Annotated in this window: 24 protein-coding genes; 15 read left to right on the top strand and 9 right to left on the bottom strand. The window is 55.7% G+C overall.

All coding sequences use genetic code 11. The features are described 5' to 3' along the window. The first annotated feature begins 103 nt into the window (after positions 1–103). The 4 genes from ade to J2X72_RS06535 are packed head-to-tail and all read left to right on the top strand — an operon-like array spanning position 104 to position 4,259. Positions 104–1,915 (top strand): adenine deaminase, encoded by a 1,812-nt coding sequence (gene ade / locus J2X72_RS06550; protein ID WP_210001344.1) that lies wholly within the window; start codon positions 104–106, stop codon positions 1,913–1,915. Beyond that, positions 1,912–3,171, top strand: coding sequence for a threonine ammonia-lyase IlvA (ilvA, locus tag J2X72_RS06545; protein WP_310069880.1), 1,260 nt, complete (start codon positions 1,912–1,914; stop codon positions 3,169–3,171). Before ade ends, ilvA begins: the two co-directional genes overlap by 4 nt. 9 nt (positions 3,172–3,180) lie before the next feature. Then, entirely contained in the window at positions 3,181–3,726 is a 546-nt protein-coding gene (locus tag J2X72_RS06540) for a DUF1697 domain-containing protein (RefSeq protein ID WP_310069877.1), read from the top strand. Next, a complete protein-coding gene (locus J2X72_RS06535) occupies positions 3,723–4,259 on the top strand; it encodes a DUF1697 domain-containing protein (protein ID WP_310069874.1) in 537 nt (178 codons plus the stop codon). The genes J2X72_RS06540 and J2X72_RS06535 overlap by 4 nt, the downstream gene beginning before the upstream one ends. On the opposite strand, the gene J2X72_RS06530 is transcribed toward J2X72_RS06535, so the two are convergent. Next, positions 4,235–5,659: a PLP-dependent aminotransferase family protein gene (locus tag J2X72_RS06530; protein ID WP_310069871.1), complete on the bottom strand. Its 1,425-nt coding sequence runs from the start codon at positions 5,657–5,659 to the stop codon at positions 4,235–4,237. The two genes, J2X72_RS06535 and J2X72_RS06530, sit on opposite strands and share 25 nt — an antisense overlap. A gap of 113 nt (positions 5,660–5,772) precedes the next feature. On the opposite strand from J2X72_RS06530, the gene J2X72_RS06525 reads away from it, so the two are divergent. The 7 genes from J2X72_RS06525 to J2X72_RS06495 all read left to right on the top strand — a co-directional run bounded on the left by J2X72_RS06525 (position 5,773) and on the right by J2X72_RS06495 (position 12,238). Then, complete coding sequence (locus J2X72_RS06525; RefSeq protein ID WP_310069867.1) at positions 5,773–6,636, top strand: DMT family transporter; 864 nt, start codon at positions 5,773–5,775, stop codon at positions 6,634–6,636. A gap of 329 nt (positions 6,637–6,965) precedes the next feature. Continuing rightward, positions 6,966–8,288 (top strand): DEAD/DEAH box helicase, encoded by a 1,323-nt coding sequence (locus tag J2X72_RS06520; RefSeq protein WP_310070999.1) that lies wholly within the window; start codon positions 6,966–6,968, stop codon positions 8,286–8,288. Between the two features lie 167 nt (positions 8,289–8,455). Then, positions 8,456–9,490 carry a cysteine synthase A gene (locus J2X72_RS06515; RefSeq protein WP_210001357.1) on the top strand — a complete coding sequence of 345 codons (1,035 nt, stop codon included), beginning with the start codon at positions 8,456–8,458 and terminating at the stop codon, positions 9,488–9,490. Continuing rightward, positions 9,490–10,236 carry an alanyl-tRNA editing protein gene (locus J2X72_RS06510; RefSeq protein WP_310069863.1) on the top strand — a complete coding sequence of 249 codons (747 nt, stop codon included), beginning with the start codon at positions 9,490–9,492 and terminating at the stop codon, positions 10,234–10,236. Before J2X72_RS06515 ends, J2X72_RS06510 begins: the two co-directional genes overlap by 1 nt. A gap of 2 nt (positions 10,237–10,238) precedes the next feature. Continuing rightward, a complete protein-coding gene (sseA, locus tag J2X72_RS06505; protein ID WP_310069860.1) occupies positions 10,239–11,090 on the top strand; it encodes a 3-mercaptopyruvate sulfurtransferase in 852 nt (283 codons plus the stop codon). A gap of 3 nt (positions 11,091–11,093) precedes the next feature. Beyond that, positions 11,094–11,621 carry an N-acetyltransferase gene (locus J2X72_RS06500; protein ID WP_210001363.1) on the top strand — a complete coding sequence of 176 codons (528 nt, stop codon included), beginning with the start codon at positions 11,094–11,096 and terminating at the stop codon, positions 11,619–11,621. A gap of 143 nt (positions 11,622–11,764) precedes the next feature. Continuing rightward, on the top strand, positions 11,765–12,238 hold the full coding sequence (locus J2X72_RS06495; protein ID WP_310069855.1) for a DUF1203 domain-containing protein: 474 nt from the start codon (positions 11,765–11,767) through the stop codon (positions 12,236–12,238). A gap of 136 nt (positions 12,239–12,374) precedes the next feature. Here the strand turns inward: J2X72_RS06495 and ald are convergent, their stop codons facing one another. Then, positions 12,375–13,490: an alanine dehydrogenase gene (gene ald / locus J2X72_RS06490; RefSeq protein ID WP_310069854.1), complete on the bottom strand. Its 1,116-nt coding sequence runs from the start codon at positions 13,488–13,490 to the stop codon at positions 12,375–12,377. 151 nt (positions 13,491–13,641) lie between these two features. On the opposite strand from ald, the gene J2X72_RS06485 reads away from it, so the two are divergent. Beyond that, positions 13,642–14,127 (top strand): Lrp/AsnC family transcriptional regulator, encoded by a 486-nt coding sequence (locus J2X72_RS06485; RefSeq protein ID WP_114428935.1) that lies wholly within the window; start codon positions 13,642–13,644, stop codon positions 14,125–14,127. 168 nt (positions 14,128–14,295) lie between these two features. On the opposite strand, the gene J2X72_RS06480 is transcribed toward J2X72_RS06485, so the two are convergent. The 4 genes from J2X72_RS06480 to J2X72_RS06465 form a co-directional block, all read right to left on the bottom strand. Beyond that, complete coding sequence (locus tag J2X72_RS06480) at positions 14,296–14,652, bottom strand: hypothetical protein (RefSeq protein WP_310069850.1); 357 nt, start codon at positions 14,650–14,652, stop codon at positions 14,296–14,298. After that, complete coding sequence (locus J2X72_RS06475; RefSeq protein WP_310069848.1) at positions 14,649–15,905, bottom strand: cyclopropane-fatty-acyl-phospholipid synthase family protein; 1,257 nt, start codon at positions 15,903–15,905, stop codon at positions 14,649–14,651. Before J2X72_RS06475 ends, J2X72_RS06480 begins: the two co-directional genes overlap by 4 nt. Positions 15,906–16,338: 433 nt before the next feature. Next, the gene (locus tag J2X72_RS06470; protein WP_310069845.1) at positions 16,339–16,746 is read right to left on the bottom strand and encodes a hypothetical protein; all 408 of its coding nucleotides are present in this window, start codon (positions 16,744–16,746) and stop codon (positions 16,339–16,341) included. A gap of 54 nt (positions 16,747–16,800) precedes the next feature. Then, positions 16,801–18,306, bottom strand: a complete 1,506-nt coding sequence (locus J2X72_RS06465) for an NAD(P)H-hydrate dehydratase (RefSeq protein WP_310069842.1) — start codon at positions 18,304–18,306, stop codon at positions 16,801–16,803. A gap of 135 nt (positions 18,307–18,441) precedes the next feature. Here J2X72_RS06465 and J2X72_RS06460 point away from each other — a divergent pair, with 135 nt between their 5' ends. Further along, positions 18,442–18,690: a DUF2171 domain-containing protein gene (locus J2X72_RS06460; RefSeq protein WP_310069839.1), complete on the top strand. Its 249-nt coding sequence runs from the start codon at positions 18,442–18,444 to the stop codon at positions 18,688–18,690. Between the two features lie 32 nt (positions 18,691–18,722). Here the strand turns inward: J2X72_RS06460 and J2X72_RS06455 are convergent, their stop codons facing one another. After that, entirely contained in the window at positions 18,723–19,031 is a 309-nt protein-coding gene (locus tag J2X72_RS06455) for a DUF6665 family protein (protein ID WP_310069836.1), read from the bottom strand. Between the two features lie 126 nt (positions 19,032–19,157). On the opposite strand from J2X72_RS06455, the gene J2X72_RS06450 reads away from it, so the two are divergent. After that, positions 19,158–19,364 (top strand): hypothetical protein, encoded by a 207-nt coding sequence (locus tag J2X72_RS06450; RefSeq protein ID WP_310069834.1) that lies wholly within the window; start codon positions 19,158–19,160, stop codon positions 19,362–19,364. 47 nt (positions 19,365–19,411) lie between these two features. Here J2X72_RS06450 and J2X72_RS06445 read toward each other — a convergent pair whose 3' ends face one another. Next, complete coding sequence (locus J2X72_RS06445) at positions 19,412–19,819, bottom strand: hypothetical protein (protein WP_310069832.1); 408 nt, start codon at positions 19,817–19,819, stop codon at positions 19,412–19,414. Positions 19,820–20,098: 279 nt separating this feature from the next. Between J2X72_RS06445 and J2X72_RS06440 the strand changes: the two genes are divergently transcribed. After that, positions 20,099–20,320 carry a hypothetical protein gene (locus tag J2X72_RS06440; protein ID WP_210001401.1) on the top strand — a complete coding sequence of 74 codons (222 nt, stop codon included), beginning with the start codon at positions 20,099–20,101 and terminating at the stop codon, positions 20,318–20,320. Positions 20,321–20,642: 322 nt separating this feature from the next. Here the strand turns inward: J2X72_RS06440 and J2X72_RS06435 are convergent, their stop codons facing one another. Continuing rightward, the gene (locus J2X72_RS06435; protein ID WP_310069829.1) at positions 20,643–20,951 is read right to left on the bottom strand and encodes a DUF982 domain-containing protein; all 309 of its coding nucleotides are present in this window, start codon (positions 20,949–20,951) and stop codon (positions 20,643–20,645) included. Between the last annotated feature and the right edge of the window lie 20 nt (positions 20,952–20,971).

Raw genomic sequence — 20,971 nt, 5'->3', positions numbered from 1 at the left:
AATTCATGGATTTCCCCGAATTTTTTGAGAATTCTACTGTGAACAGCCCAGTGACGTTGTTTTTTGGTATATGCATATTCGGAGAGATCAGGCGATCGGAGTGATGACGATGGGCAAACCGGCAGGCAAACCAGCGACGTGGACGGAATCAGCCCCGTTGCTCGTGGATGTTGCTATGGGCCGCAAGGATGCGGATCTGGTTGTCCGCAACGGTCGGTTGGTAAGCGTCTATTCCGGAGAAATCATAGCAGGTATCGATGTTGCCATCGTGGCCGGACGCTTTGCTTTTATCGGACAAGGAGCGGAACATTGCATCGGGCCGAAAACCAAAGTCGTTGACGCGGGCGGACGTTATCTCGTGCCTGGTCTGTGCGACGCGCATATGCATGTTGAAAGCGGTATGGTCACGGTGACTGAGTTTACGCGGGCCGTCATTCCTCACGGCACTACGTCGATGTTTATCGATCCGCACGAGATCGCCAATGTGCTGGGGCTCGATGGCGTCCGCCTGATGCATGACGAAGCGCTGGCCATGCCGATCAATGTGCACGTGCAGATGCCGAGTTGCGTTCCATCTGCGCCGGGATTGGAGAATGCAGGTGCCTCTATAAGCCCCGATGATGTTGCCGAAGCGATGACATGGCCCAATATCATCGGTCTCGGCGAGGTAATGAACTTTCCTGGCGTCGCCAACAATGACGCAACCATGCGGGGTGGCATCGACGCCACTGTCAACGCCGGAAAGACTGTTGGGGGGCATTTCGCATCGCCTGAGCTTGGACGTGCCTTTCATGGATATGTTGCCGGTGGTCCTGAAGATGATCACGAAGGTACCCGCATGGAGGACGCCATCGCCCGTGTGCGTCAGGGTATGCGGGCTATGCTCCGTCTTGGTTCCGCTTGGTACGATGTTGCCCGCCAGATCAAAGCGGTCACGGAGCAGGGTCTCGATCCGCGCAATTTTATCCTGTGCACTGATGACAGTCACTCCGGAACGCTTGTAAATGAAGGTCATATGGACCGTGTTGTGCGTCACGCCATAGCCCAGGGGCTAAAGCCTGTGACGGCGATCCAGATGGCGACGCTCAATACAGCGCAGCACTTTCGGCTGGAGCGGGAGATCGGCTCGATCACACCGGGACGACTTGCAGATTTCCTTATCGTATCGGACTTGCCAAATCTGACGATCGACCGTGTTTACGCGCGGGGCGTGCTCGTGGCGGAAAAAGGTAAGCTCGTCGCTGAGATTCCGGCCTACAACTATCCGGCATTCGCCAAGAATACGATCAAGCTCGGGAAAAATTTGAAGGCCAAGGATTTCGATATCAAGTCTCCGAAACCCACAAAGCAGATTACCGCGCGTGTGATCGGGGTCATCGAAAACCAGGCGCCGACGAAAGCATTGGAAGCGGAGTTGTCAGTCTCCGACGGCATCGTCCAGATGGATCGGCGCAATGATGTCTGCCAAATCGCTCTTGTCGAGAGGCATCGTGGTACGGGGAAGGTGGTCAACGGCTTTGTTTCAGGCTTTGGCTATACCCTGGATTGCGCTATGGCCTCAACCGTCGCTCATGACAGCCATCACATGATCGTGGTTGGCACCAACAAGGACGATATGGCGAAAGCTGCCAATCGGCTTGGTGAAGTTGGCGGTGGTGTGGTGCTGTTCTCCAAGGGCCGAGAACTTGCCATGGTGGAAATGCCGATCGCAGGCCTGATGTCTGATCAGCGCGCCGAAATCGTCGCTGCAAAGGCTGATAAACTCGTCAACGCCATGCGCGCGATGGGCTGTACTCTCAACAATGCGTACATGCAGCATTCGCTGCTGGCGCTGGTTGTCATTCCGGAATTGCGTATATCTGATGTCGGGATTATCGACGTCCGGACATTCGAGAAGGTTGACCTGTTCCTATGACTGCATTCATCAAGGCCGTGGATCGTGCGACGGAAAAAATGCGCGTGCTTTTTCCCGAAACACCGCTGCAACTCAACCATTATCTCTCCCACAAATATGGTGCACAGATCTGGCTCAAGCGCGAAGACCTGTCGCCTGTGCGGTCTTACAAGATCCGTGGGGCGTTCAACTTCATCTCTCATTATCTGAGCGAGCACAAATCGGAGGATTCGTCCTTCGTTTGTGCCTCGGCCGGAAACCATGCGCAGGGTTTTGCCTTCATCTGCCGGCATTTTGCCAAAAAGGGTGTCGTTTTCATGCCGGTGACGACGCCGCAACAAAAGATCGACAAGACGCGCAGTTTTGGCGGCGAATTCATCGAAATTCGCCTGTTCGGGGATATCTTCGACCAATGCTATGCGGCTGCTCAGGACTATGCTGCCGAGAGCGGGGCAATTATGGTTCCGCCTTTCGACCACATGGATATCATCACTGGACAAGCAACCGTGGCACATGAGATCGCCACGCAGCTGCCGGACAAACGCAAGCCAGACCTGATGATCCTGCCTGTCGGAGGTGGCGGGCTTTCCGGTGGCGTTACACGCTATCTCGCCGATCTTGGCTGGGAGACCCGCTTCCGCTTCGTTGAACCAGCCGGTGCGCCAAGTCTGAAACGCAGCCTCGAAGCAGGCAAGCGTATCAAACTCGACACCGTGGACAATTTCGTTGACGGCGCCGCAGTTGCAGAAATTGGCCGCGAAAACTTCAAGTTACTCAAAGGCTTCACGGCAGACTCTGTCACTTTGATTCCAGAAAATCGTCTGAGCTCGACTATCCTGGAGATGCTCAACATCGAGGGGATCGTCGTGGAGCCTGCCGGCGCTCTCGCCATCGATGCACTCAAGGATTTTAAGAAAAGCGATATCAGGAACAAGCGGATCGTTCTGGTCATATCCGGCAGCAATTTCGATTTTGAGCGCCTGCCGGAGCTCAAGGAGCGGTCACTGCGATATGAGGGATTGAAGAAGTATTTTATCTTCCGTTTTCCACAGCGGCCCGGCGCTTTGCGCTCGTTTCTTGACCTTTTGGGGCCGGACGATGACGTTGCGCGCTTCGAATACCTCAAAAAGTCCGCGCGCAATTTCGGGTCCGTCCTCATCGGTATCGAAACCAAGAACAAGCTCAATTTCGACATGCTGTTCAAACGTTTCGATGAGGCCGGTTGGGCCTATCAGGACATCACCGATAACGAGACTATCGCCGGATTGATCATCTGAGGAGGCAAAGTGACCTGCTGGATCATCCTGTTCCGTGGTGTCGGCGGTGATACATTGCTCCCTGTGCAGCCATTGAAAGCGGCACTGATCGAGGAAGGCTTTGAGTCCGTCGTAACCTATATCAATACCGGCAATGTCATTCTTACCTCAAACGACAGCCCAAGGCGTATTGTCGAGCGCGTGGCTAAGATCGCGCTGGACCATTTTGGCTTCTCCAAGCACATCATGATCGTTAGTAGGGCGGAATGGTCCAAGGTCATTACCCAAAATCCATTCCCGCTGGCTGTGAGTGAACCGGCCAAGCTTCATGCCTATATTCTGGAGCGGACACCTGACGCAGAGGCGGTGCAAGCGTTGGAGCAAAAAGCGCTAGGCCCGGAGCAGTTCGAGATAAGGGGAGGGGTGCTGTACTATTACACGCCGCAAGGCGTTTCGAATGCAAGACTGCATCCTAAAATTGAAAAAACATTGAAAGTTGCAGCTACAGCGAGAAATTGGAATACAGTCCTCAAGTTAGCCCATTTGGCTGCGCAAATGGCGGGGGATGCAAAGTGACTATCTATATTGTGCTGTTTCGCGGCATCAATGTTGGCGGCAACAAAAAAGTTAAGATGGAAACGCTGCGTAACGTGCTTGTCGAGGCGGGCTTCGAAGGTGTGCAGACCTACGTACAAAGCGGCAACGTCGTTCTCAGGTCCAACAAGACGGCTCGCCAGATCGCCGAGGCAATTTCGGGCATTTTTTTGAAAACGTTCAGTTTTGAATCGCGTGTCACTATCCGTAGTGCTGATGAATGGAACTGTCTGATTGCGAAGAATCCCTATCCCCAAGCGCAGGAAAATCCAAAATCGCTTCACGCCGTCATTCTTGACGACGATCCTACTGACCCCGCGCTCGAAAATTTTGCCAGCAAGGCGAGTGAGACCGAAAGTTTTACTGTCAGGAATCGTGTTCTTTATCTCTACACGCCCGACGGTTTTGGCATTTCGAAACTTGCCCTCGCGCTCGACAAGGTGCTGAAAGTGCCGCTCACCGCACGAAACTGGCGAACTATCCTGGCTCTTCAAAAACTCGCAGAAGCAGTCTGATCGGCGATCAGCCTTTCCAGCACCGTGAAAATATGCGGGTCGTTGCACTGCGCCACATTGAAACGCATGTAGGAAGATGCGGCCTGCGACTGGCTGAACACATTGCCCGGCGCAAAAATGAGGCCTTCTGCCAGGCCGCGTTGCGCGATCTTCGCGGCGTCGACGCCTTCCGGTAGTCGGCACCACAGAAACATGCCGCCGCGCGATTCGATCCAGGGAGCCAGACCGAGCGGCCTTAGCTTGGCTATTGTGTCGCCCATGCTCCGTGCGAGACGGGTGCGGAGGCCATCCATGTGCTTCCGATAGCTTCCATCCTTCAGCATGGACAGTACGAGTTCTGCACTGAGGCGTCCGCCGCCAAAGGATGTAGCTATACGCAAATCCACCAGCCCCACGATCCAGTCGTGCCGGGCAGCAACGAAGCCGCAGCGAACAGATGCCGATAGCGACTTGGAAAAGCTGCCGATATGCACGACCCGGTCGAGCCCATCGAACGCAGCAAGCCGCGGTGCTGGCTCGTGTTCAAAATCGGCAAAAATATCATCTTCGATGATTGTCAGATCGTGCTGTTCTGCAAGCTTGAGTAGCCGGTGGGCGACGAGGGGCGAAAGCACTGCGCCGGTGGGGTTATGCAGGGCGGAATTGGTGATGTAGAGGCGAGGCCGGTGTTTCGAAAGCGCTTCCGCAAATTGATCGAGGTCGGGACCGTTTGGGGTGTAAGGCACCCCGATTACCTTGGCCCGATGCGCCTTGAGCAAGGCGTGAAAGTTGAAATAACACGGGTCATCCACGATTACAGCATCTCCCGGCTCAATCAGGAAACGGCAAAGAAGATCGATTGCCTGCGTGCCTGACTCCGTCAACATGATCTGGTCGGGAACCACCTCAATGCCATGTCCATCCATGCGGCGTGCGAGTAATTGGCGCAATGGTTTCAACCCTAACGGCGAGGCGTAGTCGGTTAGGGAGGACACATCCGCCCTTGCCGCGGCGCGCAGGGCGCGACGAATTCCTGCTTCAGGCATCCATGAGGAAGGCAACCAACCACAGCCGGGCTTTGCCGTGCTGTTATTTGCATCCAGTGACGTGCGCGACACCCAAAGAGGATCAATTGCATGGTCAAGCCGCGGTCCGATTTTAGCCAGTGACAGAGGCGGCAGATGACCGGCGACAAAAAAGCCCGAGCCGCGTCGCGACAAGATGATGCCTTCGGCCGCGAGCCGGTCATACGCCTCGACAATTGTCGATTTCGATACGGACAATGTGTCGGCGAAACTGCGTATTGATGGAAGCTTTGCTCCCGGCGTGAGAGCGCGCCCGGCAATGCGTTGACGAACCTCGTGCATCACGCGATTGACGAGCGTACCGCCTTCCAACTTGAGTTCAACGGTTTTGTCCATCTGTACTGCTCACCATCCCATCACAGTTTGCGTGTATTGTACTGTACCGTATCTGGAAAATCTATGGCGCCCGGTGGATACAGCTCACGATGTGATCGTAGGGCAGAGAAAATATGGACAAGATAACAAGCGGCTGGATCAACGGATTTATCGGCGTACTCATTTTCAGTGGATCGCTGCCGGCGACACGTGCGGCCGTTGCTGGATTTGATCCCATCTTCGTGACCGGTGCGCGTGCTACGATTGCAGCTGCGCTGGCGCTTGCCCTGCTACTAGCCTTCCGCGAAAAGCGCCCGGCGAGGACGGACTTCGTCCCGTTGTTTATCACCGCCATGGGTGTCGTCGTTGGCTTTCCTCTTCTGACCGCACTGGGACTGCGTCACATCACGTCAGCTCATTCCATTGTGTTTATCGGGCTTCTACCACTTGCGACTGCCATTTTTGGTGTATTGCGCGGTGGTGAGCGCATGCGTCCTTTGTTCTGGCTGTTTTCCTGTGCGGGCAGCCTGCTCGTTGCTGGATTTGCACTGACGCAGAATTTCGCGGCATCGCTAACTGGCGATCTTTTGATGTTCGCGGCTATTGTCGTTTGCGGACTTGGCTATGCAGAAGGTGCGCAATTGTCTCGTAAACTAGGGGGCTGGCAGGTGATCTGCTGGGCGTTGGTCCTCTCGTTGCCAGTCATGCTGCCCCTGACCCTCTATGTTTTCCCGTCGGATTTGACGATCATCAAGCAGCCCGCCTGGATTGGCCTCTTCTATGTCTCGCTCTTTTCAATGCTGATAGGCTTCATTTTCTGGTATCGCGGGCTGGCTCAAGGCGGAATTGCGGCCGTCGGTCAACTGCAGTTGCTGCAACCTTTCTTTGGGCTGGTTCTTGCTGCGACACTGCTGCACGAATCCGTCAGCTGGCCAATGATCGCCGTCACCGTTGCAGTGATACTATGCGTGGCGGGTGCCAGGCGCTTCGCTAAATAGTTCAGTCCTTTTGCGCCGCACAATAAAATCGTTTGCTTTTTGTCATAAGAAGGCCCATATGCCGATCAGGCGCTTGGACCGGGCAACCCGGTCTTCCAGTTAAGGACTTCGTGGCGTCTGAGATCCATCCGCATGATGCGATGGGCACGGCTGCGCAAGTCGCGTGAATCCAGGGCCATTGGCACAGGGTTCCTCGCGTCTCGTCGTTTATCCCAAAATTATTGCACGCAGGTTGCGCCCTGTGATGCGTTGTGTGGCCCGCGATCATTCGCGCCGGCCAATGAAAGAAGATTGAATTGGAAACTATTGAAAAAACTGGCTTTGCCGCCATGGGTCTGAATGCCATCCTGCTCAAAGCAGTCGAGGCGGCCGGAATGGCTGCTCCCAAGCCCATCCAGACACAGGCCATCCCGGCACAGCTCGCCGGTCAGGACATTCTTGGTATCGCCCAAACCGGCTCCGGCAAGACAGCGGCATTCGCCTTGCCGATCCTGCAGAAAATTCTCACCATCGGTGACAAGCGTAAGGGCAAAACTGCACGCGCGCTGATCCTTGCTCCAACCCGCGAACTTGCCGTGCAGATCGAAGAGACGTTTCGCACTTTGGCAAAAGGCGCGCACATTTCGACCGCGCTCGTGCTTGGTGGTGTCTCACGCATTGCCCAGATCAACAAGATGCAGGGCGGTGTCGACGTCTTGATCGCAACCCCAGGGCGATTGACCGACCTTGTGCGTGACAATCGTGTCGATCTCTCGGAAACGCGCTGGCTTGTGCTTGATGAAGCTGACCGCATGCTCGACATGGGCTTCATCAACGATGTGAAGCGCATTGCCAAGGGCACGCATCGGGATCGCCAGACGGCCCTGTTCTCCGCGACAATGCCGCAGGAAGTCGCCACATTGGCTGCAAGCCTCTTGCGTAATCCCGTTCGTATGGAAGTCGCGCCGCAGGGTACGACGGCTGCCGAGATCAAGCAGGTCGTGCACATGATTCCGACGAAGCAGAAGAAGCAGGTTCTATCTGCCATGCTCAAGGATGAGGGCTTGTCGTCAGTTATCGTCTTTACCCGGACCAAGCATGGCGCTGACGCGGTTACACGCGTTCTGGAGAAAGACGGCTATAATGTTGCGGCCATTCACGGCAACAAGTCGCAAAATGCGCGCCAGCGCGCGTTGAACGGCTTCAAGGATGGTTCCGTCCGCATTCTGGTCGCAACCGATATCGCCGCACGAGGCATTGACGTTGTTGGTATCAGCCACGTGATCAATTTCGATTTGCCGGACGAGCCAGAAAGCTATGTCCATCGGATCGGCCGTACTGGCCGTAACGGCGCATCTGGCAAGGCGATCACGCTCTATGATCCGGCGGAAGAGGCTTCCAAGTTCAAGGCTGTCGAACGCGTTACGCGCATGCGTCTCCCGATGGCGGATTCGCCTGTTGACCTTTCGAGCCTTCCTGCTCGTGCTGCCAATAGCGACCAGCGTCCGCCGCGTCGCGAAGGCGGTAACGCTGCGCCCGGTAAGAAGCCGCATCGCGGCCAGTCGGCTGGCAAGCCACGTGGTGAAAAGGTATGGAGCAATGATGCAGGTGCACCCGCACAGAAGCGCCCATTTCGCCGGAACAAAAAAGGCTTCGGCGTAAGGGCTGCTTAACAGTTTCTGCTGACGTATTATAAGGCCGCCGGCACATGGTGTCGGCGGCTTTTTCATATGCATCCCTAAAACAAATATCCGCATATCGTCTGGTTTGAAAATTCTATGCTTGAACGGTTTGATCGGGACAAATAGGTTCAAGCCAAGCAGAATGAAGGACTTGGCCTATGTATGATTCAGTGATTGACACCATCGGAAACACGCCGCTCATTCGTCTCAAGAAGGCTTCCGACCTCACTGGCTGCGAAATTTACGGCAAGGCCGAATTCCTGAATCCGGGCCAATCCGTCAAGGATCGCGCAGCGCTCTACATAATTCGCGACGCCGAGGAACGAGGACTTTTAAGACGAGGTGGCGTGATCGTCGAGGGCACGGCGGGTAACACGGGTATCGGGCTTACAATGGTTGCCAAGACACTTGGCTACCGAACTGTCATCGTCATACCAGAAACGCAGAGCCAGGAAAAGAAGGATGCCCTCCGTCTTCTCGGTGCCGAGTTGGTCGAAGTGCCCGCTGTTCCCTACAGGAATCCGAATAATTATGTAAAGGTCTCCGGCCGTCTTGCGGAGCAGATGGCAAAAACCGAGCCGAATGGGGCCGTCTGGGCCAACCAGTTTGACAATGTCGCCAATCGTCAGGCGCATGTGGAAACAACGGCACCGGAGATATGGCGCGATACGAATGGCAAAGTGGATGGGTTTATCTGCGCGGTGGGCTCGGGTGGTACACTCGCGGGGGTAGCGCAAGGACTGAAAGCCAGGGACGCGAATATCAAGATCGGACTTGCCGATCCATTGGGTGCGGCGCTGTTTTCCTATTACACGACCGGCGAGTTCAAATCCGAAGGAAATTCCATTACCGAGGGCATCGGGCAGGGCCGCGTTACGGCCAATCTTGAAGGGTTTACGCCAGATTTTTCCTATCAGATCCCCGATGCTGAAGCGCTGGAGATTGTCTTCGATCTTGTGGAGGAAGAAGGGCTGTGTTTGGGGGGATCGTCGGGGATCAATATTGCCGGCGCGATCCGCATGGCGCGGGATATGGGTCCGGACAAGATTATCGTGACGGTGCTTTGCGACTACGGTAACCGGTATCAATCCAAAATGTTCAATCCCGAGTTCTTACGTTCCAAGGACTTGCCAGTTCCGGCATGGATGGAAGCAAAGGTCAATATATCCGTTCCCTTCGAGAATGCATCCTGATGGCATACGATACGGCTATTCTTTTTCGCGACGATTCTTATCTTAAAACCATCGACGCGACAGTATTGGCGATAAACGAGCGCGGCGGCATTCTGACTGACCAGACCGTGTTTTACGCCACTTCGGGCGGCCAACCCGGCGATACCGGTGTTTTCGTTCGCTCCGATGGCTCGACCATCACCATCGCCGCAACTGTGACCGGTGAGACCAAGGAAGAGATCATCCACGTACCGGCGCCCGACCAACCCGTTCCGGCGATCGGCGAAAAGCTCAGCCTGCGCCTCGATTGGGACAGGCGCTACAAGTTGATGCGGATGCATACGGCGTGCCATCTGCTCAGCGTTGTTTGCCCGTTTCCGATTACGGGCGCATCAGTCAGCGAAGACGACAGCCGTGTCGACTTTGATCTGCCGGACGCGGGTGTGACCAAGGAAAGCGTTACCCAGAAGATGATGGAACTGGTGAACGCCAATCATCCAATCTTCACCCGGTGGATTACGGATGACGAACTCGCTGCAAATCCCGGCCTGATCAAATCCAAGAACGTAAGGCCGCCAACAGGGACGGGGCGTATCAGGCTGGTCTGTATTGGCGAAAACGCTTCAGTCGATTCGCAGCCGTGCGGCGGCACGCATGTCGCGACGACCGGTGAAGTTGGCGCGATCCACATCGGAAAAATCGAAAAGAAAGGCAAGGAAAACAGGCGGTTCCGTATCCGCTTCGGTCCGTTGCCAGAGGGAGTATGAACGTGGCAGACAAAAGCCCTTTTGTGGTTTCAGCTGATTGGCTGCAGGAAAGACTTGGCCAGCCCGGTCTCAGTATTCTTGATGCATCCTGGTATCTTCCCGCTCAAAATCGGGATGCCAAAGCCGAATATGAAGCTGGGCATATTCCCGGCGCGATTTTCTTCGACCACGAAGAGATGTCGGATCCGGATTCATCGCTGCCGCACACTCTCCTCAAAGCGGACGCCTTCGCAGCAGCCGTCAGCAGCATGGGAATCACCAACGAGGATACGATCGTCGTCTATGATGGACCTGGAATGACCACTTCGCCGCGCGTCTGGTGGATGTTTCGCACGTTTGGCGCAAAGAACGTATCAATCCTGGATGGTGGATTCGACAATTGGAAAAACGCCGGCAGGCCTGTCACCGACGAGGTGACCAAGATTGCCCCCTCGGCCTTTGTCCCGAACTTTGACGCAGGCAAAGTGGCAAGTTTCACGGATATGCGCGAGATCGTTGAAAGCAAGTCACGGCAGATCGCCGATGCGCGCTCGGCCGGCCGCTTCAAGGGTGTCGATCCGGAACCACGCGCCGGACTACGATCCGGCCACATGCCCGGCGCACGCAGCGTTCCGTCGTCAAGCCTTTCCGAAAATGGATATTTAAAAGATATCAATAGTTTGCGCCAGGTTTTCGATGATGCCGGCGTGGACTTGTCGCAGCCGGTCGTGACAAGTTGCGGGTCCGGAATAACAGCCGCTGTGATTACGCTTGCACTCGAATCGGTGGGTCATAAGGATAATGTTCTCTATGATGGTTCGTGGAGTGAATGGGGCGGAACGAAAGACACTCCCGTCGCTACCGGCGAAGCATAAGCCATGACGAAGCCGCGAATATTAAAGACGCGCGTGACACATCTGGAGATGACGGAGCGGCCGACGCAGTCCGTACCGACGCCTGTCAGTTTTAAACTGGCACTCATGCGTGCGACGAAGATTTCATTGCCCTTCTATCGCTTTCTCTATGAACAGGTCGGCAAGCCGCATCATTGGTCTGTGCATCGTCGTCTCAGTGATGAAGAGTTGGCAGCAATCATCCATCGGAACAACGTCGATATACATGTCCTTTACGCCGACGGTTCCCCGGCGGGCTTTTTTGAACTTGTCATCGATGAGGAGCAGGCCGTCACTGAAATCCTTTATTTCGGGCTGGTACCGGAATTCCAGGGCAGGGGGCTCGCAAAGTTCTTCCTGAATGAAGCCATTTTGACAGCATGGATGAGCAGTCCGCAAAAGGTGATCATCGAAACAAACACGCTGGATAGTCCACGCGCACTGCAAATGTATCAAAGAATGGGTTTCAAACCGGTCAGCTTTGCTGAAGCAGAAATCGAAGCCTGGGACTAGAGCAAAATCAACCGGCCTTATCGGCAGAGATGTTTACAGCTACGTCACTGTTCACATCAACGTCACGAAATAGCGTTCTGCAGGAATCGGGTGGTTTGCAGTCAAAATCAGGTGTTTCCTTGCTTTAACAAAGGAGGCACTCGATGAAACCGATCCGATTTATTGCCATGACGACAACACTCGCCCGTTACTATCAAGCGGGCGGTGCTGACGCGAATGGTCAGACCCCCGAAGTCTTTACTTCCGACGGGGATGGCGTTCCTTGCCGGCATTGTCTGCAGAACGTGAGGGCGGGTGAAAAATACCTGGTGTTGTCGCATAGGCCATTTCCCGCGCCGCAACCTTATGCTGAAACAGGACCAATATTCCTGCACGCAGACGCGTGTGAACGTCATGCGGAAACTGCAGAACTACCGGAAATGTTCAACGAGAACAGCGATTATATCCTGCGCGGCTATTCCCGTCAGGACCGTATCGTTTACGGCACCGGCGGTGTGATCAAGACGGATGGCATTGCAGACCGAGCCGAGGAATTGCTGGCACGTGACGATATTGCCTACGTCCATATGCGATCAGCAAGAAACAATTGCTTCCAGTGCCGCATTGAACTTGCCTGAAGCAAGCCCGGACTGCGATCAGGTGCTCACTACCGCAAGTCACTCCGCTCCGGCTATTGAAAACGACCTTCCGTTTCGTCCCTAGAGCAAACTTCCCTTTCTGCTCTAGGGTCGCTTTAGATTTTACGCAGCAATATCAGGCAGCTATTGCCGATCTTGCCTCGACCATCTCGAGGCCGAGTGCCTCGGCAACAGCCTGGTTGGTGATGCGTCCCTTGTGAACGTTAAGGCCATTGCGCAGATGTGGATTGTCGACGAGAGCCTTGACGCCGCGATCAGCCAACTGCAGGCCGTACTGCAAAGTCGCATTGTTCAGTGCGTGAGCGGAGGTGACAGGCACGGCGCCCGGCATGTTGGCGACGCAGTAGTGGATAATACCGTCTACTTCATAAGTCGGTTCGGAATGCGTGGTCGCATGGGATGTCTCGAAGCAGCCGCCCTGGTCGATCGCAACGTCAACGATAACCGCACCTTTTTTCATGCCCGAGAGCATCTCGCGCGTCACAAGCTTTGGCGCGGCAGCACCCGGAATCAATACGGCGCCGACAACGATATCAGCAGAAAACACTTCATCATCAAGGGCTTCGATGGTCGAGTAGCGCGTGTGGATACGCCCGCGGAAAATGTCGTCCAGCTGGCGCAGGCGCGGAATCGAGCGATCGAGAATAGTAACGTCGGCGCCAAGGCCGGTTGCCATCATGGCAGCGTTGATGCCGACGACCCCGCCACCAATAATGGTGACCTTACCGGGCAGGACGCCGGGAACGCCGCCAAGCAGTACGCCTCGGCCCCCATTGGCCTTTTGAAGAGCAGTCGCACCGGCCTGTATGGCAAGGCGCCCGGCAACTTCGGACATTGGCGCAAGCAACGGCAGGCCGCCGCGGTCATCAGTGACGGTTTCATACGCGATAGCGGTGACACCGGAGGCTAGCAAACCTTTGGTCTGTTCCGGATCCGGAGCAAGATGGAGATATGTATAAAGGAGCTGACCTTCACGAAGCTGCGCCCATTCGGAAGGCTGCGGCTCTTTCACTTTGACGATCATGTCTGCCTGCTGGAAGACTTCTTCGGCGGTCTTGACGACTTTTGCGCCTGCCGCCTGATAGGCGCCATCGTCGGCGCCAATACCTAAGCCAGCTCCGGACTGGACAATGACTTCATGGCCGTGGGCAATGTATTCGCGTACGGCGCCCGGAGTGAGGCCGACGCGATATTCATGGTTTTTGATTTCCTTTGGGCAGCCTATGCGCATGACGTCTCCTGTTCGCTTTTAGATGTTCCCTTTTGAGGCAAATATAACAGCACAAATCATGTGGCATGTCCTTGCCAAGACGGCTCGACGCTGCGTGATTTTTCGAATATCCTTGCGCGGAATGTCCGGATATAAGGGAAAAGTTCGAAAAATGTCATTGGACAGGATTGATATCGCTATTCTCGACAGCCTGCAGAAAGATGGTCGCATGTCGAATGCGACTCTTGCGGAAAAGGTCGGCCTGTCGCAGTCCGCGTGCTCGCGACGGCTGGATATATTGGAGAAATCGGGCGTCATCCGTGGCTATCATGCACGTCTCTCCAACAAGATGCTCGGTCACCCGGTTATCGTCATCGTCAATATCTCGCTGTCGGGCCAGGCGGACAAACAGCTGCGGGAATTCGAGACCGCAGTAAAACTGTGCCCCAATGTATTGGTGTGCTATCTGATGTCGGGTGAATATGATTATCTCTTGCGCATTGCTGCAAAAGATCTTGAGGATTACGAGCGGATACACAAATTCTGGTTATCGGCCATGCCGCACGTTACGAAGATAAACTCATCCTTTGCTTTGCGTGAAGTGGCGGATCGCACCGGTCTGGGCGTTGAAACGGCGCTGATCGAGACTGCGAGCTAGCGCTATTTCGCGTCGCCACAACCAAATTTCATCCCAGCGTTGAAAATTTGCGCAATAATCGCACTTTCTTGTTGAGAATCGGAGATTCTTGCGTGAATTCCGGACTTTGCTGCTTAAAGATCTTCGGGATTTGGCTTTGGTCATTCTAGAGTTGGATCCCGCAATTCGTCATCCCGCTGCGAGCGCTTTTTTGACTTTCGCCGGCGCCCTGGCATGCCAGGCAAGTTTGATCCGATGGCCAAGTTCCGCGTCGGAAACAGCTTCCAGGTGCATTAGAATGTAGGGCCAGCCTTTGTAGTGGTCGGTCTCGAAATAGATATTCGGAACGCTCTCCATCAGCAGCGGTTTCTCCTCCAGCGGGCAATGGATTGCAAATGTCTCCCAATCTTTCATGCGCCCTATGAACGAGGTCTTCACCTTCAACGAGGGTGTGCCATGGGTGGTGCCGCGCACAAGCTCGGGCAGGTGCAGCGATTCGGCGATTGTCCAGATCCGCTCAAAGGATTCATCGAGCGAGCTGGTCATGATTTGTAGAACACCTGCCGCACGTCGATATATTCGGAACGAAACCCGGCCTCGCAATAAAACAGGTAGAACTCCCAGAGCTTTTTGAAGCGGCCATCGAAGCCGAGACTGCGCAGCTGGTCCCATGAACCCCAGAAGCGCTCGCGCCATTCGGCCAGCGTGCGGGCATAATCCTGCGGAAAGATATTTTCGCGGTAGAGGTCGAGGCCGAACTGCTTGCCCAGGCTTTTCAGCCTCTCCGGCGTCGGCAGCATTCCGCCCGGGAAGACATAGCGCTGGATAAAATCCGGCCGTTTACGATAGCGATCGAAGCTCTTGTCATTGATGGTGATGATCTGCATCCCGGCGCTGCCTCCGGGATTGAGGCAATCCTTGACCTTGCCGAAGAACACCGGCCAGTATTTCTCGCCAACCGCTTCGAACATCTCGATCGAGGCGATATGGTCATATTTGCCGGTCTCGTCGCGATAATCCTGAAATTTTATTTCTGCCATGCCGGAAAGGCCGGCCTTTTCGATGCGCTGGGTCGCATAGTCGAATTGTTCGCGGCTGATGGTCAGCCCGGTGACATGTGCGCCGATCTCACGTGCTGCATATTCGGCAAAACCGCCCCAGCCGCAGCCGATCTCCAAAACCCGCGACCCGGCGGTGATGCCGATATTGTTGGCGAGCGCCCGGTATTTGGCGGTCTGGGCTGCTTCGAGATCATTGACACCTTCATCGAAGAGCGCCGAGGAATAGGTCATCGTCGGGTCGAGCCATTCTCTGTAGAAGGCATTACCGAGATCGTAGTGTGCCGATATATTCTTGCGTGACCTGCCTCTCGTGTTGTCGTTCAGCCAATGGCGCAGGCGCTGCACGGCGTTGATAAACCAGTTGGAACCACCGGCAAGGTCTTCACCCACCTCTTCATTGACGACAAAGAGCTCGAGAAAAGTGGTGACATCGGGGCTGTCCCAATCGCCGTCCATATAGGATTCGGCAACGCCGATGGTGCCGCCTGCAAAGGCTCTGCGCGGCAAGTTCCAGTTATGGAGGACAACCGAGGCATCCGGGCCTTGCTGGCGCCCGCCCACTTTGAAGACGTTTCGGTCGGGCGTGGTGATGGTCAAGGTGCCTCGTGGCAGGTGGGCTGCAGCGCGCAACGCTGCCTGTGCCTTGAGCGGCAGGCCCTTCAGCACCGCGCTGACATTGTCCGGTGTCAGAAATCTCGTCTGGGTCACCGCATCCCCGGCTATCGTCTCATTCAACATCTGTTTAACTGTCCCGAACCCCTAGAGCAAATTTTGTCTATCCAGACAAAATTTGCTCTAGGGCCATTATTCACGGGAATGTCACAAATGTTCAAGTTGATTTTTATCGGGCGTAACGCAGGCGACCGGAGTTTTAGGCATCGAACTGCGGCGATCAAAAAGCAAAAGGCCGGGAGCTACCCGACCTTCCTAAGCTTACCTCGACATCAGTGCCAGTACATCCGTGGTCAAAAATGGAAATAAGCTATTCGCTATGTGTAATCATTAGCCTGCCATTGCGACGAATTGATGACGCGTGGCAAGAAACCTTGGAAGCGCGTACGCCGTACAAATCGCGCTTGAGAACAAGGTGAATGATCAAGGTAAAGACAGGGTTAATGAATCAGGACAAATCTGATCCAATCGATCCTGGAGCCTTCAAGCATGGAAGGCTCTAGCCGGGCCGGACCGGGCCGAGCAGCACATCGGAAGGTCCGCGTGTCCGGTCGCAGCGATAGCGCACCTCGTAGCGCGGATCGAGGATAAGAGTCACATCCTGCGCGGTGCAGTTGCGCTCGGTAGAACGCAAATATTGTTCGGCAGCATCGCGGTAGACGACGGGAGGCGTGGAACTCAGACCCAGACCCTTGACGAACCCTTCGGTAGCAGAAGCGCTGCCTGCCGGCCCGATCATTAGCCGGCTTTGCGCGATATTGTCATAGATGGTGTATCTGTCGCCATTGGCTGCTTTGTACTGCTGGGGTGAAATCCCCGCATAATTATCCTTGGCGTAGGAAATTGCGGCGCATCCTGCCAATGTAGCCAGCAGCATCGGGGCAGTCATTCGAAATAAAATTCTCATAGTCCATCTCCCATATATCGGTGCATCCAGCTGCACTTGCCGGTACGCGTGAAATCACTCCTGAACCAAATTCCCCAACAAATCCGAAAGAACGAATGCTGCCGCTGCAGGAAGATCCTCTGCAATCAGGCCAAAATGCAGGTGGCGTGCCGCCGCGCCGTGAATGAAGACCGCCGCACAGGCCGCCTCGAATGCAGGCATGCTCTGCGCCATCAGACCTGCGGCAAGACCTGCAAGAACGTCGCCCGAGCCTGCTGTGGCCAAGAGCGGGGTTCCGTTGGTATTGATTGCGGCGCGACCATCGGGCGATGCGACAACGGTGTCGGCGCCCTTGTAGATGACGATCGCATGAGCACGGGCGGCAGCGGCGCGCGCCCGTTCGACCTTTGAAGGCATATCCTTCTCGTCAATATCGGGAAATAGACGCCCGAACTCGCCTTCGTGCGGCGTCAATACCAGACGGATTTCCGATGCGCTGCGCGAGCCGTTGAAAAGGATTTCCGGATGATCCCGAAACGACGTGATCGCGTCGGCGTCCAGAACCAGTTTCGCAGACTCGTTTCGAAGCAAGGCGAGGGCGAAGTCGCGGGCTTTTTCACCAATGCCGAAACCCGGTCCGAGCACGAAGCTTGAAGCTTTGCGTGTTTCGATAAAGGTTCGCAAATCTTCCGGATGGTCGCAGCGGCTGAGCATGATCGAGGTGAGGTGAGCGGCATTGACGCCTAGCGCTTCCGCGGGCGAGAGAAGTGTCACGGCGCCTGCACCACTTCTTGCTGCTGCCAATGCCGATAGCCGTGCGGCGCCTGTTGCGGTCGCACCGCCGGAAAACACTGCGACGTGACCGCGCTTGTACTTGTGGGTATTGGCTTGCGGCGCCGGAAGCAGGGCTTGCCAAAAATCAGGCGTGTTCTCGAAGCAGCGCGGCTGGATATCTTGCAGAACATCGTCGCGGATGCCGATATCCGCAACGGTCAACGCGCCGCACAGATGCCGTCCCGGATAAAGCAGATGGCCGGGCTTTTTACGAAAAAACGTGATTGTGCTTGTCGCCTCAAAGACCGTACCGAGAGGCTGGCCGGTCAAGCCGTCGAGCCCCGAAGGCACATCGACAGCAACGCGTTTGACCGGGGCTTCGTTGGCGCGCACGATCGCGGCCGCCGCTTCGCCCGTCACCGCTTTGTTCAATCCTGCACCGAACAGCGCATCGACCACTAGACTGCCGGGAACTGGCCGAAATTCCCCGATAGGCCGCGCCTGGACCGGACAGTCCTGAAGTGCCCGGGCAGCGTCGGTGCGCGGCTTGGGAGCGGCGGAGGACCAGACATCTACCGTCGCACTGCTCTCTGCAAGCAAGCGCGCAATGACATAGCCATCGCCGCCATTGTTTCCCGGTCCGCACAGGACATGAAATATGGATGCATCGCCGTGTTCAGCGAGAAGATGGCGGGCAATGGCGGCGCCGGCGTTCAACATCAGGCCGTAGCCATCGCAAGGACCGGCCGCGATCGTCCGGCTGTCGGCTTCACCCATCTCTCCGGGCGTCAAAATTTCGTGGGTCATTTAGAAGTGATGCCTTCTTCGAGAAATTCTGCGGCACAGTAGGGTTTTCAACTCGTCCCGGTAAGCCTTCAACGCAGCAATGCATCCAAAGTTCATTTCGTGCGTTCCTGTCGCGTCACTTTTGGAGGTAAGGTCATGGCTGCAGCAGGCATCAAGGAACACATGGAAGTCATCGGAGCCGATGGCGTGCATGTTGGCACAGTTGATAATGTCGACGGGACACGCATCAAACTGACGAAAAAGGATAGCGGGGAGGGCTCGCACAAGGGCCATCATCACTATATTTCGATAGCTCTGGTCGCTGAGGTCGAAGGCAACAAGGTCCGGCTGTCCGCCAATTCGGATGTCGCGGTGATGTTCGAAGAAGAGAAATCCGAAAAGTAATCTGAATCGCCCGAATCGATCTCTTCAGGCCGTCAGACAGCACCCAACCGTACCAGCACCGTGCGTGGAATGCCGTAGTGGCGGATCGCATCGTCGTGATTGCGCAGACCGCATAGTTCGCGCTGAATGAAGTAGGCATGGACTGCACGTGCGGCCGCTTTGAGTTCGGGGAGCTGCCCGGATTCCGGCGCTAAATTAAGCGCCTCCAGTGTCCTTTCGACCTTTTCTCCAGCGCGGCCAAGAGCGGCGGCCATTTCCGCCATGATTTCCATATCAAGGGCGTTTGGCGGGCTGTCCCGGTCGAACCTGGCGGCGATGCTTTGCGGAGGTCTGAACGACATGGCGGACTATCAATCTCTTCTGCTAGGGAGGACAGCGATTCGAGCACAAAGCCCGTGCCCGCGCAAGAAGCAGCGGAACATTAGCGAAGGCGCGGGATTACCCCTTGGATACGAAGGAGGTATGATATGGGTGATCCAGCACCAATCCCAAAGCCGGGACCAGATACGAACCGGCCAACCGATCCTGGCCCTGCGCCAAGGCCAGACGAACTACCGCCAGAACCTGGTCCGCCAAGCGAAATTCCGGTGGAAGAACCGCCACCCGACCGCTTGCCCGACGAAATGCCGATACCGAACCCCGACGAGGTGAGAGAACCGCCCAAGCATGTTTGAAGAAACAATTTGGGCGCCGTTGATTTTTACGGCGCCCACTTGTCGTTTCAACGCTGCTGATTGCCCATGTATCCGCCAGGTCGGCTGACTGGAGGAATGTACATATCGGGCTGGCTTGGCGGTCGGCTGTCATTTCTTGACGGCCTTGCTGGACGCGGCGTATCGGGACGGTCTGCGCGGGCTTCCTGCCTGCGCCGCCAATCGTCACGGCTGCCTGAATTGTCATTGCGGCGGCGCCAGTCATCGTGGCGTCTATCATAACGGCGGTTATCGTAGTAACGGGACCTGTTGTTGTAGTAGCGAGGTCCGTTGTAAAATCCGTCGTCATAAATGGTGGTTCCGTAATAGCCGCCATACCCGCTGTACCCGCCATAGTAGGGGCCCGTGGTTTCGACACATCCTGAGGCCGACAGACCCGACAGGCCAACTACGGCAGCGATTACAAGTGATTTCATTGACATCATGAATCCTCCCGGACTGCTGTTAATCAGCCGCTGTGATTGTTCAACAAGTGCACGACAAAAAGGTTCCAGCGGGGTCATTGGTGAAATACGATCGGGGTGGAGCGGCGAGGCCGCATCTAGTGGCGTTTACCCGCAAATCCATTGCCTGCCAAGCTGCATGCAAGGCCGCTCGATAGAGCTATACCAGTGACCTCATGAACTCGCAGCTTGACAGGCTTTGCGTTTTCAGAAGTGATTCGCTACGATGCATTTTCCGTAGGAGTGAGTGCCATGCGTATTGCATCCCCGCGATCTGCCGAAGACGACGAACAGCGCGAAGCGGAATGGCGCGAGGCCCTGCGCGATCAGTTCCTGGACAAGGTTTCCTCAAACGAGATGTACGCCATCGCACAGGAGGCGCTTGCTGCCGGATGGGGATTGCAGGAGGTTCAGCGCGCGATCGACGCTTTGGTTGAGGACAAGGCTCGCGAGGCCGGTGCGGGCTCCTGTTGAGGGGCCCGTCGGTTCACCCGTCATCGACGTTGAGGGGTATCGATCAGACTATAAGTCCGGCGTTTTTACGACCCTTACCTTGGTGAAGGCGGTGTGCCTCTTGATAGAGTAAGCACCCTTCGAACGTTTCAGCACGTCGGATAACCTTTCCGGTTCATGCCTGGTCTTGGGCGTGTGGTGCTTGTTCGCATCCATAAGGTGGCCCGGCGCAGTTGGCATTCTCCGTATAAAGTGTTGCGATGATCCTCCCATGGCAGTCACTCCTTTCCAAACCTGCAATATCATACAACGCTGATCGCCGATGGAAAGTTGCCCGTTATATTCATGGAAACCGCCGCCTTGCCCGATGGGACTTCTTCACTTTTCCCGCTGGCGCTAACCGCCTCGGTTCATCGACATAGTTGCCGGCTTCTTTTGCCGCTTCGATGAAAGCGATGCGTGCGGCCCCGGGGGAAAGCCTGCGTTCCAGGCAGGACAGGAGAGCTTCCCTCGCGTCTGAAAGCTTCTCGCCCTGGCCGATTGGCCAGTCATTCAGGATGCACTCGGCAGCACGCAGTGCGGAGGTAATCACGCGCATCCTGCCAGGCTGGCTTGTCATGATCCTCACAGGGTTGAACAGTCGATCATCCATCGGGACCCGAACGGAGAACC

This window comes from Phyllobacterium sp. 1468 (assembly GCF_031455525.1).
Classification (GTDB): domain Bacteria; phylum Pseudomonadota; class Alphaproteobacteria; order Rhizobiales; family Rhizobiaceae; genus Phyllobacterium.
This window is presented reverse-complemented; position numbering and strand designations above follow the sequence as displayed.

Excerpts from the sequence above, each read along its gene's own strand:
- J2X72_RS06460 (WP_310069839.1), top strand. The coding sequence starts at position 18,442 with ATGGCTGCAGCAGGCATCAAGGAACACATGGAAGTCATCGGAGCCGAT.
- ilvA (WP_310069880.1), top strand. The coding sequence starts at position 1,912 with ATGACTGCATTCATCAAGGCCGTGGATCGTGCGACGGAAAAAATGCGC.
- J2X72_RS06520 (WP_310070999.1), top strand. The coding sequence starts at position 6,966 with ATGGGTCTGAATGCCATCCTGCTCAAAGCAGTCGAGGCGGCCGGAATG.
- J2X72_RS06525 (WP_310069867.1), top strand. The coding sequence starts at position 5,773 with ATGGACAAGATAACAAGCGGCTGGATCAACGGATTTATCGGCGTACTC.
- J2X72_RS06485 (WP_114428935.1), top strand. The coding sequence starts at position 13,642 with ATGTCATTGGACAGGATTGATATCGCTATTCTCGACAGCCTGCAGAAA.
- J2X72_RS06500 (WP_210001363.1), top strand. The coding sequence starts at position 11,094 with ATGACGAAGCCGCGAATATTAAAGACGCGCGTGACACATCTGGAGATG.
- J2X72_RS06480 (WP_310069850.1), bottom strand. The coding sequence starts at position 14,652 with ATGACCAGCTCGCTCGATGAATCCTTTGAGCGGATCTGGACAATCGCC.
- J2X72_RS06475 (WP_310069848.1), bottom strand. The coding sequence starts at position 15,905 with ATGTTGAATGAGACGATAGCCGGGGATGCGGTGACCCAGACGAGATTT.
- J2X72_RS06455 (WP_310069836.1), bottom strand. The coding sequence starts at position 19,031 with ATGTCGTTCAGACCTCCGCAAAGCATCGCCGCCAGGTTCGACCGGGAC.
- J2X72_RS06445 (WP_310069832.1), bottom strand. The coding sequence starts at position 19,819 with ATGAAATCACTTGTAATCGCTGCCGTAGTTGGCCTGTCGGGTCTGTCG.
- J2X72_RS06470 (WP_310069845.1), bottom strand. The coding sequence starts at position 16,746 with ATGAGAATTTTATTTCGAATGACTGCCCCGATGCTGCTGGCTACATTG.
- ald (WP_310069854.1), bottom strand. The coding sequence starts at position 13,490 with ATGCGCATAGGCTGCCCAAAGGAAATCAAAAACCATGAATATCGCGTC.
- J2X72_RS06515 (WP_210001357.1), top strand. The coding sequence starts at position 8,456 with ATGTATGATTCAGTGATTGACACCATCGGAAACACGCCGCTCATTCGT.
- J2X72_RS06495 (WP_310069855.1), top strand. The coding sequence starts at position 11,765 with ATGAAACCGATCCGATTTATTGCCATGACGACAACACTCGCCCGTTAC.
- J2X72_RS06440 (WP_210001401.1), top strand. The coding sequence starts at position 20,099 with ATGCGTATTGCATCCCCGCGATCTGCCGAAGACGACGAACAGCGCGAA.
- J2X72_RS06530 (WP_310069871.1), bottom strand. The coding sequence starts at position 5,659 with ATGGACAAAACCGTTGAACTCAAGTTGGAAGGCGGTACGCTCGTCAAT.
- ade (WP_210001344.1), top strand. The coding sequence starts at position 104 with ATGACGATGGGCAAACCGGCAGGCAAACCAGCGACGTGGACGGAATCA.
- J2X72_RS06435 (WP_310069829.1), bottom strand. The coding sequence starts at position 20,951 with ATGGATGATCGACTGTTCAACCCTGTGAGGATCATGACAAGCCAGCCT.
- J2X72_RS06510 (WP_310069863.1), top strand. The coding sequence starts at position 9,490 with ATGGCATACGATACGGCTATTCTTTTTCGCGACGATTCTTATCTTAAA.
- J2X72_RS06450 (WP_310069834.1), top strand. The coding sequence starts at position 19,158 with ATGGGTGATCCAGCACCAATCCCAAAGCCGGGACCAGATACGAACCGG.
- J2X72_RS06465 (WP_310069842.1), bottom strand. The coding sequence starts at position 18,306 with ATGACCCACGAAATTTTGACGCCCGGAGAGATGGGTGAAGCCGACAGC.